Genomic DNA, 17264 nt, shown 5'->3' on the forward strand with positions numbered 1-17264 from the left:
AATCCATGCTCGAAGTCATCAACGACTTCCTCTCAGGGAAAGTACTGATCGTGCTCATTGTCGGGCTCGGTAGCTACTTCACGATCCGCTCGCGTTTCGTACAACTGCGTCACTTCTTCCACATGTTCGCGGTGTTCCGCGACAGCCTCAAAAGCAGCGCCGGTCAACTCAGTTCGTTCCAGGCCCTGATGCTCAGCCTCGCCGGCCGCGTCGGTGCGGGTAACATCGCCGGTGTCGGTATCGCCGTGACCCTGGGTGGCCCGGGTGCGGTGTTCTGGATGTGGGTGACCGCGCTGGTCGGCATGTCCAGCAGCTTCTTCGAATGCTCTCTCGGCCAGCTCTACAAGCGCTGCGACTCCGACGGCACGTACCGTGGCGGCCCGTCCTATTACATCCAGCACGGCCTGCAAAAACGCTGGCTGGGCATGATCATGGCGTTCCTGCTGCTGATCACCTTCGGCTTCGCCTTCAACGGCCTGCAATCCCACGCCGTGACCCACTCGCTGAACAACGCGTTCGGCCTCGATACCACCTACACAGGCTTGGCCCTGGCGGTGTTGTTGGGTCTGGTGTTCATCGGTGGTATCAAGCGCATCGCCAAGGTCGCTGACCTGCTGGTGCCGGTGAAAACCCTGGTGTACATCGGCGTGACCCTCTACGTGATCGTGCTGCAATTCGACCACGTTCCGGGCATGTTGATGACCATCGTCAAAAGCGCTTTCGGTCTGGATCAAGCCTTCGGCGGCCTGATCGGCAGCGCGATCGTCATGGGCGTGAAGCGTGGCGTGTTCGCCAACGAAGCGGGCCTGGGCAGTGCGCCGAACGTGGCCGCAGTGGCTTCGGTCGAGCACCCGGTGGCACAGGGTGTGGTTCAGGCGTTCAGCGTGTTCCTCGACACCTTCGTGATCTGCACCTGCACCGCGTTGCTGATCCTGCTGTCGGGTTTCTACACCCCGGGCTTCGAAGGCGACGGCATTGCCCTGACCCAAAACTCGCTGGCTGCCGTGGTCGGTGACTGGGGCCGGAGCTTCATCTCCGTAGCCCTGTCGTTGTTTGTGTTCACCTCGATCCTCTACAACTACTACCTGGGCGAGAGCAACCTGCGCTTCCTGATCGGTGAAAACCGCAAGGCGCTGATCGGCTACCGCGCACTGGTTTTGGTGTTGATCTTCTGGGGTGCGATCGAGAACCTCGGCACGGTGTTCGCCTTCGCCGACATCACCATGACCCTGCTGGCGTTCGTGAACCTGATCGCGCTGTTCCTGCTGTTCAAAGTCGGCATGCGCATCCTGCGTGACTACGATGACCAGCGCGCTGCCGGGATCAAGACGCCGGTGTTCGATTCGAGCAAGTTCCCGGATCTGGACCTGGACCTGAAAGCCTGGCCAGCCAATCCGCCAGCGGCCGACACCAAGGCTGAAGCTGAGCCGCAAGGCGTACCCGCAGCGCAACGCTGATCGGTTAAAGTGCGAAAACCCCTGTGGGAGCGAGCAGGCTCGCTCCCACAGGGGAAGTCATTATTCTCGGAGTACCTCCATGAATTCCTCGACCTACCCTGCCGCCCAGCACGTCATGGTGCTCTACACCGGCGGCACCATCGGTATGCAATCCAGCGCCAATGGCCTGGCCCCAGCGTCCGGTTTCGAAGCCCGGATGCGCGAGTATCTGCACAGCCAGCCCGACCTTGTCGTGCCGCAGTGGCGCTTTCGCGAGATGTCGCCGCTGATCGATAGCGCCAACATGAGCCCTGATTACTGGCAGCAACTGCGTGAAGCGGTGGTCGACGCCGTCGATGTCCAGGGCTGCGACAGCGTGCTGATCCTGCACGGCACCGACACCCTCGCCTACAGCGCCGCCGCGATGAGTTTTCAATTGCTCGGCCTGCATGCCCGCGTGGTGTTCACCGGTTCCATGCTGCCGGCCGGCGTAACCGACAGCGATGCCTGGGAAAACCTCAGTGGCGCGCTGGTTGCTTTGGGTCTCGGGCTTGCGCCGGGCGTTCATCTGTACTTCCACGGCGAACTGCTGGACCCGACCCGTTGCGCAAAAGTACGCAGTTTCGGTCGTCATCCGTTCAAGCGACTTGAGCGTCAGGGTGGCGGCGTGAAGGCTACTTCCTTGCCCGCGCCGCTGACCTATAACCAACCCAAGCAACTGGCGAAAGTCGCTGTGCTGCCGCTGTTCCCCGGCATCGGCGCCGAGATACTGGACGGCCTGCTCGACAGTGGCATTCAAGGCCTGGTGCTGGAGTGCTACGGCAGCGGCACCGGGCCGAGCGATAGCCCTGAGTTTCTCACCAGCCTGGAACGGGCGCGGGACAAAGGTGTTGTTGTCGTCGCGGTGACGCAGTGCCATGAAGGTGGTGTCGAACTGGATATTTACGAGGCCGGCAGTCGCTTGCGCGGTGTCGGCGTGTTGTCCGGTGGCGGCATGACTCGCGAGGCTGCGTTCGGCAAGTTACATGCTTTGCTGGGCGCAGGGCTGGATAACGCTGAAGTGCGTCGTCTTGCAGAACTAGACCTCTGCGGCGAACTGAGCTGACACCCTGCAAACCCCTGTGGGAGCGAGCCTGCTCGCGATAGCGGTCGTCCATCCAACATTGATGCTGACTGACACACCGCCATCGCGAACAGGCTCGCTCCCACAGGATCTCCATCAGGCATATAACTTGCTGCGTTTCAGCCATCCCAAGGCTGGAAGCCGCCCATGCTCCACTCCCACCTCACCACCCTCAACGCCGTCTCCCTTGTGCTCAACACCTTCAAGGCCGAAGGCTTGTCCAGCGAAGCGCTGCTGGCGGGAAGCGGCATCAGCGCGGCGGATCTGAGCCGGGCCGACACGCGCATTACCACCAACCAGGAGATGCAGGTCTGCGCCAACGCCGTCGCGCTCAAGCGTGACATCGGCCTGGAACTGGGCCGCCGGATGCACGTTTCGTCCTACGGCATGCTCGGTTATGCGCTGCTAACCAGTGCCACCTTCGGTGACGCTTTGCGGTTGGCGATGCGTTATCCGGCGCTGTTGGGAACACTTTTCGAGCTGAGCCTGGAAGACGACGGCGAGCGCGTCTGGTTCGTCGCCGCCGATTACCGGGAAAGCCCGGCACTGGCGGTATTCAATGCCGAGTTCTGTCTGGTGTCGTTGAAAGTCATCTGCGACGACCTGCTCAGCCATCCACTTCCCGTGCTCGCTGCTCGCTTTGAACATAGCGCGCCAGACTATCAAGCGACCTACACCGAGCACTTCGACTGCCCGCTGCACTTCGAGGCGCGGGACAACGCCTTCGCCTTTGATAAACGCTGGCTCGATCAACCCTTGCCACTGGCGGACGTCATCACCCATCAGGCCATGGCCGATCGCTGCCGCAAACAGAACACCGAATTCACGGGTCGCCAGGTGTGGCTGGGGCGAATCCGCCAGCTACTCAGCGCGCAGTTGAATGCGGCGCCGGGGCTTGAGGGGTTGGCCGAGCAGATGAATTGCTCGGCGCGGACGTTGCGCCGGCACCTCAAGGATTTGGGTAGCAGCTATCAGGAATTGCTCGACGAACTGCGGTTCGAGCAGGCCAAACAAATGCTCTGCGAGGATCATCTGCCGATTTACCGGATTGCCGAAGCACTGGGGTTCAGCGAGACCGCGAGTTTCCGCCATGCGTTTGTGCGCTGGAGTGGCGTGGCGCCCAGCCAATTCAGGCCCCACTGATTAACCCAATGTGAGAGTGAGCCGGCTCCGGGCGGCGTTCCGACGAAGACGGCTGCACAGCCAACACTGATGTTGTCTGACACTCCGCTTTCGTCGGAACGCCGCCCGGAGCCGGCTCGCTCCCACAGGTTGAACATCCCACGCCCAACCCTGGAGCACTCCCGCGCCAATAAGGGGCGAATTACGGTCAATTCTTTTGGCCATATTGATCCCCTTTTGGCCTTTCCTGCCGTTCTCTCAAACACCGTGCGCCGCAAGACTGTGTTCAACCGAATCAGCCTGCGGAGAACAAGAAAATGCTGACGATCTACTCGGACGATCACCACCTGCACCACGGTCGCTGTGAATTGATGGACGGGCAACTGATGCCCTGCTTTGAGATGCCGTCACGCGCCGACCACGTGCTGCAACGCGTGCAATACCGCGACCTCGGCCCGGTCGAAGCGCCGCAGGATTTCGGCCTCGACCCGATCGCGCGCGTCCACAGCCGCGCCTACCTCGACTTCTTCAAAGGTGCCTGGGCGCGCTGGACCGAATTCGGTACCGACGGCGACTTGCTGCCCTACACCTGGCCGGCCCGCACTTTGCGCCGGATCATCCCCACCAGCCTGCACGGCCAACTCGGCTATTACAGCTTCGACGGCGGCGCACCGATTACCGCCGGCACCTGGCAAGCGGCATACAGCGCGGCGCAAGTAGCGCTGACCGCTCAAGCCGTCATTCAACGCGGCGCCCGCAGTGCCTTCGCCTTGTGCCGTCCTCCGGGACACCACGCCGCCAGCGATTTGATGGGCGGTTATTGCTACCTCAACAACGCCGCCATCGCTGCGCAGGCGTTCCTCGATCAGGGCCATAAAAAGGTCGCGATCCTCGACGTCGACTACCACCACGGCAACGGCACTCAATCGATTTTTTACGAGCGCAGCGACGTGCTGTTCACCTCGATCCACGGTCATCCGGAAGCCGAGTTCCCATTCTTCCTCGGCTATGAAGATGAGCGGGGTGAAGGGGCCGGCGAAGGCTTCAACTTCAACTACCCTTTGCCGGCCGGGAGCGGTTGGGACAGTTGGAGTGCCGCGCTGGAACAAGCCTGCAAAGAGATCGAAAAGTACGGCGCCGATATCGTCGTCGTTTCCCTGGGCGTCGATACGTTCAAGGACGATCCGATCTCCCAATTCAAGCTCGACAGCCCGGATTACCTGGCCATGGGTGCATGCATCGCCGGCCTCGGCAAGCCGACGCTGTTCGTAATGGAAGGCGGCTACGCGGTAGAAGAAATCGGTATCAATGCCGTGAACGTTCTCGAAGGTTTTGAAAGCGCCCAATGAGGAATTAGAACAATGATCAGTCTCAAGCGTTTTATCGCGCCAGCACTCTTCCCCACAGTGCTGTGCGCCACAGTGCTCAGTGGTGCCGTTCACGCTGAAGAGCGAACGTTGCGCGTCTACAACTGGTTCGACTACATCACCCCCAAAGCGCTGGAAGACTTCAAGGCCCAGAACACCCAGACCAAACTGGTCTACGACATCTTCGACACCAACGAAGCGCTGGAGGCCAAGCTGCTGACCGGCAACTCCGGTTATGACGTGGTCGTGCCGTCCAACGTATTCCTTGCCAAGCAAATCGAGGCCGGCGTTTTCCAGCCACTGGATCGCAGCAAACTGCCGAACTGGAACCACCTCGATCCCAAGCTGATGAAGCTGATCGAAGCCAACGATCCGGGCAACAAATTTGCCGTGCCGTACATGTACGGGACCATCCTGATCGGCTTCAACCCGGACAAGATCAAGGCTGCACTGGGTGACAACGCACCGGTGGACAGCTGGGATCTGATCTTCAAGGAAGAGAACATCAGCAAGCTCAAGCAGTGCGGCGTGGCCCTGCTCGACTCGCCGTCGGAGATCCTGCCACTGGCCCTGCAACACCTCGGCCTGGACCCCAACAGCAAGAAACCGGCGGATTACGAAAAGGCTGAAGCGCTGTTGATGAAGATTCGTCCGTACGTCACCTACTTCCATTCCTCGAAGTACATGGCCGACATCGCCAACGGTGACATCTGCGTCGCGGTCGGTTATTCCGGCAGCTTCTCCCAGGCAGCGAACCGCGCCAAGGAAGCCAAGAACGGCGTAATCGTCGACATGCGTCTGCCGAAAGAAGGCGCGCCGATCTGGTTCGACATGCTCTCCATCCCGAAAGGCGCGAAGAACCCGGAAGACGCCTACACCTTCATCAACTACTTGTTGCAGCCGCAGGTGATTGCACCGGTCAGCGATTTCGTCGGCTACCCGAACCCGAACAAAGACGCCACAGAAATGGTCGACCCAGCGATCCGCAACAACCCGAATCTGTACCCGACCGAAACGGCGATGAGCACGCTGTACACCCTGCAACCGCTGCCCCGTGATGCCGAACGGGCGCGGACCCGGGCCTGGACCAAGATCAAGTCCGGGACCTGAACAACCCATCGTTTACGCGCCATTGAAGACCCGCCCCGTGCGGGTCTTTTTTTTTACCTGACGATATTTAAGTACCACCCGACCGATCCAACACCCCGCTACTTTCCGAACCTGACCGGCGCGTTTGCGCGCACGTCCCAGTCCCTCAGAAAGGAATGCACATGTCCTCTACCGAAACGAATGCTGTCGAAGCCGATCCGGCATCCAGCAACCCCAGTGATCTGCTCACCCAACTGGTCACCGGCCCCTCGATCAGGGAAGTCGCCACCCGTATTCTTCAACAGGACCTGAAAAAGCTTTATCCACAATTGGAAATCGATCCCAGGATGGCGATGGTCGTCACACCGCGCTGGAAAATCATCGCCGGGGCGGTCCAGCCCGGGTCATTGAGATTCGAGTCATTGACGGACGCGCTATTGCGACACTTCGGCTCAGGCGAGTCAGTGACCTACCTCGACGGTGAACACTTCCTGAGCCTTAATCCCAAGGCGATCACACCCATCCACCTTCCGGTCAAGATCGATGCGATCGGGCGCCTGATCAATAAGCTGTCCCCCCTCCTGTTGGTGGCTTACCAGGAACAACAACTTGAATACTGGGACCAACCCACCCACGGCACGACCCTGCGTTGGCAGGCGTTGTCGCAGTCATTGCGCCAGGTCTGGAATGTAGAAAAGGTTGAGGGCTGGGATGTGCACCAGCTGGCCATTGCGCGCAGTGTCTTCAATTATCCCGATGCGACGTTGCGAGGCCCCCACGACACCTACAAGACCCGGGTCTGTCTGATCGACTTCGACCGGCTCGATGGCACCGTATCCAGCCACCTCAATCGTACGGATTTGACGGTCGTGATCGGCACCGTCGGGACACGCACGATCATTCTGACCCACTCCATCGCGACGGGCTTCCTGGCCTATGAATCGCTGGAAAAACTGGGCGAGATCCTGCCCGGTTACGTTGAAAAACTGCCCCCAGAGGCCACGCTTCAATGGCGCCTGTTCGAACCCTCCGGGAATTTTTTTAATCATCAGGCCACCGCACTGATTGCTCTCCAGGTTGATGTCATTGCCAGCATGGCGTATGCAAAACGGGCCAGCAGGCCGGCGATCACCACCCCCTCCCGTCCCGCAGCAGAGGTGACCGGTACGACTCAGGCCGAGCAGGATTCGCACTTCGAAAAGGTGCAGCGTCTGATCCCCGAATGGCTGAACAACGCTTCGCCATTCGATCTGGGTTGCTACAGCCGACACCTGTTGGATCTGGCGCTGCTACAACTGCGAAACAGCGGCAAATCCTTCGACGACGATATTGCTCCGATCAAGACGTTCGCGCTGGATGCGCTTCGAGCCCACATGCTCAAAAGCCACAGTGACGTTGCCCAAATGAAGCTTGAGAACGTCGAGATCGTTATTGTCAGTCAAGTGGTGTGGGGAGCATTCACGGCCCCCGGCATGAGCGAGACCACTCGCCTGGACCTCGCCGAACTGGCACTCGAAAACCTCATCGCCCTCCCGCTGGGCAACCAGTCGGTTCAGTACAAAGACGGCACAGCGGTGCCGGCCTGGATGACACCCGACTACCTGAAGACCGCAATCAGCACCGTCGACATTGGCACGGCTTACCCGGCGTGGGTCAAGGGCAAGCTGCTGGATGACCCGCTGGAATCGCTGCGGCGTCAACGCCTCTACGCCAGTAACCTGCGCATCCAGCTGCCGCTGCAAGCATTGCAAAGCAAGATCCTTGGCGAACACGGCATCGACGAGCGGGGCTATCGCTACGTTGTGGCGGTGATGAATGTGCTGAATGCCGATCGGTGGGTGGAGGGACAAGAGATCGTCATTCGCCCGCTGGCGTTCATCCCCAGCCAGCGGGACAGCAAAACCCCTGACGAAGTCACCAACATGTATGTGATCGGGCCGCGGGACATGGACAAGGGGCCTTGCATCCTCTATCGCCCACTGCTTGAGCAACCGTTGGCGCAGTATCCCGCGGCCGCCAACCTGCTATATGCGATCAACCACTCCAAAGAGCTACGGGCATCAACCCTGGCGTGGCTGCCGGACAACGTTCGGTTCAACTATTCGCAGTATGTCTTCCCGGGGGAATTGCCTTCGGTCTGGACGTTGTCCCAACTGCTGGTCGATCCAGCCATTTCCTTGCAGATGAGCGGACCCGTGTTGTTCGGGCAGAGAGTGATAGAACACGACCGCCTGGCGACTCTGTTCAAGGCCAACGCCAACGCGATGGTCATGAAGGGTGAGCGAGACTCGGTGTCCAATGCCGAAAGCCGTTGGGCCAGCTTCAAACAACACGCCTGGATGATATTCAGCGCCGTGTTGCCGTTTCTCGGTCGCACTGCCGGAACAGCTGCGTGGATCTGGCAGATTCTGGACGACCTGCAAGAAGGCATCGACGCCCGGGAAAACCAGGATACGACGGCACAATGGTCGGCCCTGACCGACTTGTTCCTGACCCTGGGCATGGTGCTGGCTCACCACGCGACCGCCCGACGCCAACCCGCGCGAGACCGCGTATCGCAGACCGAAACACCCATCATTGTCGGCGCGGAGAAAAGCCCTCCGGCCCAGACCCCGGCCAGCATACAGCTGCCTGATATTGCTGCTGATTATCTGCCAGCCGAACACCAGACCTCACTTCATCCCACAACCGCACTCAATAGCAGCAGCCAAGGGCTGGGGCCAACCCTGGACCAGTACAAAATCCCCAAACCGCAAGGACTCGGGGCGGCCAGTACCGAAGGCTTGCACAAGCACCTCTATGAACATCAGTCCAAATGCTATGCCCCGGTTGGCGAACGATGGTTCGAGGTCTTCCTGAACGACGATGGAATCGTTCAGATCATTGATACCCGCCAGGAACCGTCCATCAACGGACCGTTGTTGATCAACAACTCCACAGGTAAATGGTTCATTGATATCAGGCTACGACTGCGTGGCGGCGGCAAAAAAAGCAAGCTCAAGGCATTACAACAAGCGAACGCAACCAGAATCGCCAGCATCAAGACTCATCTGGCCGTCTTCGATGCGCAGATAGCATCCAAAAGAAAAGGTATTGCCGACGCCTACAACGCCATGAAAAATGCCCCCGCCGATGCAATCGACGCCACTCGACAAACATTTCTAGAAAAACTGGAGGCACGCACCGACGAATATGAAACCACGATCGAGAAAGTCAAATCGCTCAATCTGGTGGAGGAAGTGCCTAACTATCGTGACGCGATGATCGAAATGCTGGGAACTCAACTGTTTTTCAACCAAACCTGGATCGACCAGAAATACCCGGCATTCGTCGAGGCCCTGCGTCTGACCATGGAACATCTCGATGCCAAAGAAAACAGCGGCCCTCCTCCCCCCGCCGGCACGTTTGAAACCATGTCAGACCTGACCCAGGGCATTATTCAGAAGGTTGAGTTCGCTCAGTCCCGCTTCCAGGAATTGACGCGTCTGGGCAAAAATGCCGAGCAGTTGTCCCTGGAGTATCAAAAAAAACTACCCAATTTCGACCTCCAGGACCTCCGGTCCCTTCAGGTCACCCTCGCCCGCGAGCTGTGCCTCAAACCTGGCGAAACGCCCGAACTGTCCGCAGCCAAAGCTTCCATCGTGCAGATTGTCGAAGATGCCGATCTGACGGTGAATAGTGCGATGGAGTTGATGCGTGATGAGCTGCTGAGCTCGGGTGACCGGATCGAGGCCTTGAACAACCTGGTCGACCAGTTCGCCGCTATCGAACAGCGCCTGCAGAGCTTCGCCGGAACGTACCCGGAGCAGATTGTCAAAGAGCAATTTGAGCGGCTGCAGGTCCGCGTTGGCGAGTTCAATCAGCAGACCGTCGGGCATCTGGCGGACTTGTTGCGCAAGCAGCGACTCCTGGAGCCTGCACCCGGCCCGTCACGCCCCTCATCGGCGTCAAACAAGAGAGTCATCAAGACGCGCTTCAAAGGCACCGTGATCGGCAAAACCCGCAAAACCACGCCCGGCCACCCGGTCCTCGTGGATGTCACCGCGCCGGTGACCGGCAAGGTGATCGCCACCTTCCACGAAAAAACACCAGGGGTCTGGATCGAGCGGGTGACGAAGAAACCGCCCACCAGAGAACGCCTGCCTGACCCGGGGACACGTATAACGGCAGGAAAAGCACTGCTGGATACTCTACCGTCCTTTACCCAACGTACCGAAGCTGACTCAAAACAGCCCAGGCAGATCCCGGTGGAAATAGAAGAAGCGTTCCACCAGCAGGCCTCCCGCCTTGAAGACGCCACCAAGGCGATCAACGCAGCGCTCATCCAAAGCAATGCCACGCAGGACCATACGAACGACGCACGACCGGTATTGGCACAACTGGCCACACAAACCACCCGGCTCTATGCCGAAGGCCATCGCCTGCGGCTTGAGATGACCAAACGACAACCGCCTACCGCCGCACGCGTCGAGTGGTTACGCAGTAAAGGTGAAGTCGACATTGTGCGTGTGGGAGAGCGACGTCGGCTCAAAGGGCCGCGCCGCGATTATCTGCAGGAATACGAAGTGCGTGAGGCCACCACCGCCCGCGTGCTGTGGTATGCCCACTTCCACTACGCCCAGCTCAAGGATGGCGTCCAGTCCTTTACCGCCGCGCACCTGAAAACCCGCGAGCAACGATTGCTTGGCCGTGTCGATATAGGGGCAAGCACCAGCAACCAGGAAGCGATCGAGATCTATCGCAGCGAGATCAGCCCTCTGCTGGCCCGATCGCTGTTCTTCTCTCAGGCACCCGCGTCTACCTGACCGTTACCACAGACCCATCTGCCGATGGGTCTTTTTAACCGCGGCCATCGACTGCCACCTCACCGGCTGTTTCGCCCATATCGGGTGCTGGCGGCCGCCCTCTACTCCGGTCAAAAAGGAAAATGACCATGACACAAGTATCCACACCCACTCCCCCAAGCAACGCAACACTGCTGCTGGACAGAAGTAATCTGGTCAGCCAGACCAATCAGGGCCCCACCCTCGACGATGTCAGCTCGCAAGTGCTGCGCGAAGCACTGAAACAGCTTTATCCGCAGCTCGACATCGACCCCGACCAAACACTGATCGTCACTCCAGGATGGCGCATGGAGGATGGAACCTTGAGTGCCGACTCGCCATACGTGGAGACATTGACCCATGCGCTGGTGCGTCTGAGCTGGAGCGCAGGTGTCGCGAACTTCATCGAAGGTGAGCACTTCCTGATGCGAATTCCCCTTACCAGCTCTCCCGTTCATCTCGCTGTCAGTGTCGAAGACATTGCCCAACTGCTGAACGATCACGTCTCCCTGCTATCCGTCGAGTTTCAACAGCGCGCACTGGCTTTCTGGAATGAGGCGGTAAACGATCAGCCCCGCTGGCATGGGCTCTGCGAGACGCTGAGAAACACGTTTAATGTTCAACAGGCAAAGGGCTGGAGCGCCGATCAATGCGCCGTGGCCCGTGCGGTGTACAACTATCCGGACAAAACCGAACGGGCGTTGAAAAACACTGAAATCCCCGGCATCACAGCCTGCCTGATCGACGTGGACTACAGCGAAACCACCAACACCGCCCATCTCATGTTGGGAGGTGCAATTGCCCTGAAGGCTACTTATAAACAGCGCGAACAGATCATGCTGTACACGATAGAAGACGGCTACGAGGCCTTCGATTCTCTGGAGCAACTGGGCGCGTCGCTGCCCGCCCGGATCGACATGGACCTGGCAGGTCGCACACTCAAGTGGCAATTGGTCGAGCCAGCAGGCAACATTTTCGATCACATGGCCTGGGCGCTGATCGCCTCTCAAATGGACGCCATCAACGCATTCATCCCCTCGGTCTCGACCGCCGGGACCGGAAAAACCCCTGGCTTGCGCACGGCAGTCACCCCCGCAGGACATTTCAGCTCCGCCGACAAGAGCCGCATCGAGCAGCTTGAGGCGGCCATACCCGATTGGTTATCAAACGCCTCGGCCAGTCATCTGCAAGACTACAGCCGTGGTCTCTCCCATCTGGGAAAACTGCGAAACGCCTCAGGCCTGAACGATATTCCGCTGATCGGTGCGTACGCGCAGACCAAAATGCGTGAAGCCATCGTCACGGACAAAGCCAGCGAAGGGGCCGCGCAGCTACCGCTGGATGACCTGCAAATCACTGTCACCAACAGCTTCATCGCCGGCGGGCTCACCTTGCCCAACCCGCATGACCGGCATATCGAAAGCCTGGGTGATTTCGCCCTGCAAAATACCGCGCCCTACCTGGCAGAACTGCATTTCAAAAACAACGAAACCGTCCCCCAATGGCTGACGGTTGATTACCTCATTGCCATGGCGGCTCAGGTCAATGTCGGCAAGATCTACCCACAGTTGCTCAGAAGCAAACTGATCGATGATCCGGCACAAGTCGCGCTCCAGAAGCAGCGCTACATCAGCCAACTACCCGACCTGCTACGGCTCAAGGCACTAGAGTGCATGCTTCAACAGGAAGGCGGGGTCGATGAAACAGGCTATCGCTACATCTGCGAGTTAATGGACGTCGCACTCGGAAAACCGCGACCAGGTAATCTCGATATCGTGATTCGCCCCCTCACGTTCAGTCCTCGGCATCGCCTGCTGTCTGGCGGTGACACCGTCACAAACATGTTCATCGTCGGCCCGCGGAAAAAAACAGACGCTCCCTGCCTGCTTTACCGGCCACTGCTTGAGCAACCTATATTGCAGTTTGCCTCGCAGGCAAACCTGGTTTACGCCCTGCACCAACCGGGCGAGCTGCGCGACTCCGTACTGGCCTGGCTCCCGACCCCGGCGCTGAGCTTCGAATATGCGCAATACGTCTTTCCCGTGGGGCTGCCTTCGCCATGGCTGGCGACTCAGTCCGATATCGATACGCTACTCACTCTGGACCTGGCCGGGCCCATCGACCTGGGAACCAAAGAGATCGTCGACGACATACTGGCAACACTGTTTAACAGCAACGCCAGCACCATGGCGGAGCAGGCGGATCGGCAGTCACTGTCCAATGGCGAAAGACGCTGGGCACTCTTGAAGGACAGTGCCTGGGCGATCTTCAACGTTGCCTCAACCTTCTTGAGCGGGCCTGTGGGGACCGCCGTTTGGGTGTGGCAAAGCATCAGCGAGATCCAGCAAGCGCTCGATGCCCATGAACAAGGCGACACGCTGGTCGAGTGGAGTTCATGGGGAGATGTGCTGGTGACACTTGCTATTGTGCTGACTCACCGCGCTTACGAGCAGCGTCATAGCGAATGGACTGGGTATGCGCGCAAGAAACCGGCATGGGAACTGCCGTCACCTCCAGCACCACGTCCATTACCCGAGCCTGTCCCTGCGACGATTTCCATGGATCCCCTGGTATTTGAACTGTCCGCAAGCCATTCCTCTTCACTGGAAATCGGCGTATCGGTCCCTCGTCGCTCAGGCCCGACACTGGACGCCTTTCTGGACACGCTCAAAGTCAGCGCGCCGGATCTGAACAGCACCGAGCTGAACACACTGAATGAGAAACCGCCCCATCTGTATCAGCTCAACGATACGCACTACGCCAAGGTCGGCGAGCGCTGGTTCAAGGTCAGCATCGATGACGACGAGGAAGTGCAGATCCTCAATCCAAAAGAACCCATGCACCCCGGTCCGTTGCTGACTCCTGACCAGCACGCCAAGTGGTCTGTGGATTCACGGTTGCGGCTGCGCGGTGGTGGTCCAAAAAGCCGTTTGAAAGCCTTGAAGCAAGCAAAGGAGGCCCGCAAACTCGAGCTGAATACTCAGTTAGAGACATTCAAGGGCCAGGAAAAAACCCATCAGGAAGCACTCGATCGCCTCCAGAACGCTATGTCCAAGGCTGCCGCCGAGAACCTCGAAACCGCATCCAGGTCTTACACCGACAAACTCGATGAGCGAATCAAAAGCTATGGAGAAGCCCTCGAACAGCTACGCGAATGGCGCTCGCTGGGCGGTGAAACCAATTACACCTACACGCTGTTGCGCCTCACCACCGAGCAGCAAAAGTTCCTGTCACTCTGGTTAACGGTGAAGAACAACCAATACGTTCGGGTCACGCAACCACTGGAGGAACAGGCCCATATCAACAGTGCTGAACCGGTGCCCGGGAACCTGGCCGTCATTCAGCAGGCAACCGCACTGAGCAACGCCATAATCGAACGGCTTGAGCTGGCAAAAGCCACTCTGGCGGGCCTCAAGGTACTAGGCCGCACAGGGCTCACCAGAATCCAAGCCCTCACAATGCTCCTGCCAAAATTCACCCGACTGGACTTCAAGGCCAATGAAATCGGTATGGCCTACGAACTGTGCATTCAAGAGACCTCTGACGAGACCATGCCACAGGCTCGAGCGGCAATCGCCAGCATTGTGGTCGAAGCCGCCGAGGCCAGCCATGAAGTCGCTGATATGACGAAACAGCCGAGCGTTACCGAGCCGCCCGAGGAGCGCATCAAAAAACTGTCCAGGCTGGCCGACATCTATGCCGATACCCATCAGCGCATCCAGGACCTGCCAACCCGATACCCCGGGATGGTCCGCCAATCGCCTCTCGACCACCTTCAAGCATTGATCTCGGAATTTCAGGCACTGACGCTGACCCAGCTCGACGACCTGCTTCCCGAGGCCGAAGAGTCTTTCCTCCAGGAACCTCCCCAACCTGTTGTCGCAGGGCCGTCGCGGCCCAAGGTCAAAATCAAAGTCACCAAGACCCGTCCACGCGTCGTGGAAAGCGAAGCCCCCCAAATACCCGAGCAGGTGAAAGAGGAGGAGGCGTTCCACAAGCTCGCCCCCAAAAGCGCTCAGCCAGCCAGACCCGCTCTGGATGATACAGATACCATCGCTGCCGCCCTGAACCTCAACCTGGACGTAAACGATTTCATCAGACGCACCAACCGGGATGCCGAACGTGCGAACCGAATCCCTGCCGATGTGCAGGATCTGTTCGATCAACAGGCGCTCAAACTGGAAGAGTCTGCAACAAACCTCGACAGGGTCATGAGCAACATCAAAAGTGCCGGTAAACAACTTCCTCCCATATCAGGCCAGAGCCAGGCAATGCGTGGAGCAGCCATCAGGCTCCGCAACGAAGGCATCAGTACCCGCACAAAAATGCTCAAGAAGCGCAAACCCAGGCAGGAGTACTTTCAATGGTTGCACGAGAACCGACAGATCAAAATCGTCCGCAACGATCAAGGCAGGATCAGAACCAAGGGGCGCAAGGACTACTTTCAGGAGTACCGGATTCTCGACACCCGCAACAATGACCAGGAACTGTGGGTTGCGCATTTCCACTACGAAACACTTGAGAGCAACGCCACTCAACCCACCGCAGCTCACCTGAAAGTATCTGAAAAATACCTGGCGACGCTGGAGACCGAGCTTCGGCAACAGCTGGCCACACTTCAACCGATTGACTACGTACTGCGTCGAATTACCAGTGCGTCCACCCAATCGCTGTTCCTGACACTTGAACCCCAGTGATAAGTAAAAAGGCTGGTTGCCAGCCAGCCTTTTTACCGACGCCAGGCACTGAGCAGACGCACAAGCGCTGACTCGATGGCTGCTTCCGGCACCGCCGCAAAACCCAGCACCAACCCCGCTCGCTGATCCGCCGGAGTGTTCGAATCCGGTAGCCAGTAACTGCTCAGGCCGTTGATCTCGACATCGACGCTGGCGGCGGCTTCAATCAGTTCGCGTTCGCGGGCCTGAGTGTCGACCGCCACCGTCAAGTGCAGCCCTGCCGCCACACTCGGCAGGCTGCCAACCCCGGGAATGTCCGAGGGCCAGTTGGCCAGAAGTGTATTGCGGCGACTCAACGCGGCGCGGCGCATGCGGCGGATGTGCCGCTGGAAATGCCCGGCCGCCATGAACTCGGCCATGACGGCCTGGGTGCTTACTTCAGAGTGGCGCACATCGACCGCGCGACGCTGGGCGAAAGCGTCTACCAATGCCGGAGGCAGCACCAGATAGCCCAGGCGCAATGCCGGAAAAGCCACTTTGCCGAACGTGCCGACGTAGAGCACCCGCCCGTGACGATCTAGCGCAGCCAGCGGGGCCAGAGGCGCGCCGCTGTAACGATACTCGCCATCGTAATCATCCTCGACGATCCACCCCTCGGTTCGCTCGGCCCAGGCCAACAACTCCAGCCGCCGCGCCAGACTCATCACCACACCGGTCGGGTACTGATGCGACGGCGTGACATAGGCCAGTCGACAATCGTTGAGCCCGTTCAATTCGGTGCAGTCGATGCCCTCGCTGTCCACCGCCACCCCGTGCAATCGCGCACCGGCCACGGCGAACGCATGACCCGCCGCCCGATACCCCGGATTCTCGATCGCCACGCCATCGCCCGGCTCTACCAGCAGCTGTGCACAAAGGCTAATCCCCTGCTGTGCGCCACTGGTGATCACTATTTGCTCAGCCGTGCACTGCATCCCCCGGGAACTGCGCAAGTACGCGGCAATCAGACCGCGTAATCGTGCATCGCCCGCAGGATCGCCATAACACAATTGCTGGAGATCCGGTTTACGCCAGAAAGCCGCATTCAGCTTGGCCCAAACCTCGAAAGGAAACAGGTCGAACGCCGGAACACCGACCCGGAACGCACGAGGCGGACCACTGGGCGGCAAGGCCAAATGGTTCTTTTCCACGCGTCCCAGTGCACCGTTGTGGATAACTTTGCTGGATGAAACCACAGGTAAATCCAGCCAATTTGTGGATAAGGCTGTGGGTAACCCTGTTGACAACCCTGTGGATACTTTTGTGGATAGTTTTTTCACCGGCAACACTGCTTGAGGCAATTGCGCGACATACGTCCCATCCCCCACACGTCCTTCAATAAAGCCCTCGGCGTAGAGCTGATCGTAGGCACGGACCACGCTGTTTCGGGAAATCGACAACGCCGCCGCCAGATCGCGACTGGCCGGTAATCGCGTACCGCTGGCCAACCGACCGTCGAGCACTCGCACCCGTAAGGCTTGATAGAGCTGACGACTCAAACCCTGGCGTCGATCGAGTTCGATACCCGCGGGGTTGAATGACAAGGACAGTGGCTCGCTGGTCATGGCAATGGACCTATGAAATTGGTC

8 protein-coding genes are annotated in these 17264 nt (G+C 59.1%); 7 read left to right on the forward strand and 1 reads right to left on the reverse strand.

The annotated features are described in order from the left end of the window. Positions 1–5 precede the first annotated feature (5 nt). The 7 genes from EAH74_RS02770 (at position 6) to EAH74_RS02800 (ending at position 15657) form a co-directional block, all read left to right on the forward strand. The gene (locus EAH74_RS02770; RefSeq protein ID WP_140675681.1) at positions 6–1457 is read left to right on the forward strand and encodes an alanine/glycine:cation symporter family protein; all 1452 of its coding nucleotides are present in this window, start codon (positions 6–8) and stop codon (positions 1455–1457) included. A 79-nt stretch (positions 1458–1536) separates the two neighbouring features. Further along, positions 1537–2541, forward strand: a complete 1005-nt coding sequence (locus tag EAH74_RS02775; RefSeq protein ID WP_140675684.1) for an asparaginase — start codon at positions 1537–1539, stop codon at positions 2539–2541. A gap of 165 nt (positions 2542–2706) precedes the next feature. Continuing rightward, positions 2707–3702 carry an AraC family transcriptional regulator gene (locus EAH74_RS02780; RefSeq protein ID WP_140675687.1) on the forward strand — a complete coding sequence of 332 codons (996 nt, stop codon included), beginning with the start codon at positions 2707–2709 and terminating at the stop codon, positions 3700–3702. A 296-nt stretch (positions 3703–3998) separates the two neighbouring features. Next, the gene (locus EAH74_RS02785; RefSeq protein ID WP_140675690.1) at positions 3999–5030 is read left to right on the forward strand and encodes a histone deacetylase family protein; all 1032 of its coding nucleotides are present in this window, start codon (positions 3999–4001) and stop codon (positions 5028–5030) included. Positions 5031–5042: 12 nt separating this feature from the next. After that, positions 5043–6158: a polyamine ABC transporter substrate-binding protein gene (locus tag EAH74_RS02790; RefSeq protein WP_140675693.1), complete on the forward strand. Its 1116-nt coding sequence runs from the start codon at positions 5043–5045 to the stop codon at positions 6156–6158. Between the two features lie 161 nt (positions 6159–6319). Further along, positions 6320–10942: a dermonecrotic toxin domain-containing protein gene (locus EAH74_RS02795; protein WP_140675697.1), complete on the forward strand. Its 4623-nt coding sequence runs from the start codon at positions 6320–6322 to the stop codon at positions 10940–10942. Between the two features lie 128 nt (positions 10943–11070). After that, a complete protein-coding gene (locus tag EAH74_RS02800) occupies positions 11071–15657 on the forward strand; it encodes a hypothetical protein (RefSeq protein ID WP_140675700.1) in 4587 nt (1528 codons plus the stop codon). Between the two features lie 32 nt (positions 15658–15689). Here EAH74_RS02800 and EAH74_RS02805 read toward each other — a convergent pair whose 3' ends face one another. After that, the gene (locus EAH74_RS02805; protein WP_140675702.1) at positions 15690–17240 is read right to left on the reverse strand and encodes a PLP-dependent aminotransferase family protein; all 1551 of its coding nucleotides are present in this window, start codon (positions 17238–17240) and stop codon (positions 15690–15692) included. Positions 17241–17264 lie beyond the last annotated feature (24 nt).

Source organism: Pseudomonas mandelii (assembly GCF_006438925.1).
Lineage (GTDB): Bacteria > Pseudomonadota > Gammaproteobacteria > Pseudomonadales > Pseudomonadaceae > Aquipseudomonas > Aquipseudomonas mandelii_C.

Coding starts and splice junctions, on each gene's coding strand:
- EAH74_RS02770 (WP_140675681.1), top strand. CDS start 6: ATGCTCGAAGTCATCAACGACTTCCTCTCAGGGAAAGTACTGATCGTG.
- EAH74_RS02775 (WP_140675684.1), top strand. CDS start 1,537: ATGAATTCCTCGACCTACCCTGCCGCCCAGCACGTCATGGTGCTCTAC.
- EAH74_RS02780 (WP_140675687.1), top strand. CDS start 2,707: ATGCTCCACTCCCACCTCACCACCCTCAACGCCGTCTCCCTTGTGCTC.
- EAH74_RS02785 (WP_140675690.1), top strand. CDS start 3,999: ATGCTGACGATCTACTCGGACGATCACCACCTGCACCACGGTCGCTGT.
- EAH74_RS02790 (WP_140675693.1), top strand. CDS start 5,043: ATGATCAGTCTCAAGCGTTTTATCGCGCCAGCACTCTTCCCCACAGTG.
- EAH74_RS02795 (WP_140675697.1), top strand. CDS start 6,320: ATGTCCTCTACCGAAACGAATGCTGTCGAAGCCGATCCGGCATCCAGC.
- EAH74_RS02800 (WP_140675700.1), top strand. CDS start 11,071: ATGACACAAGTATCCACACCCACTCCCCCAAGCAACGCAACACTGCTG.
- EAH74_RS02805 (WP_140675702.1), bottom strand. CDS start 17,240: ATGACCAGCGAGCCACTGTCCTTGTCATTCAACCCCGCGGGTATCGAA.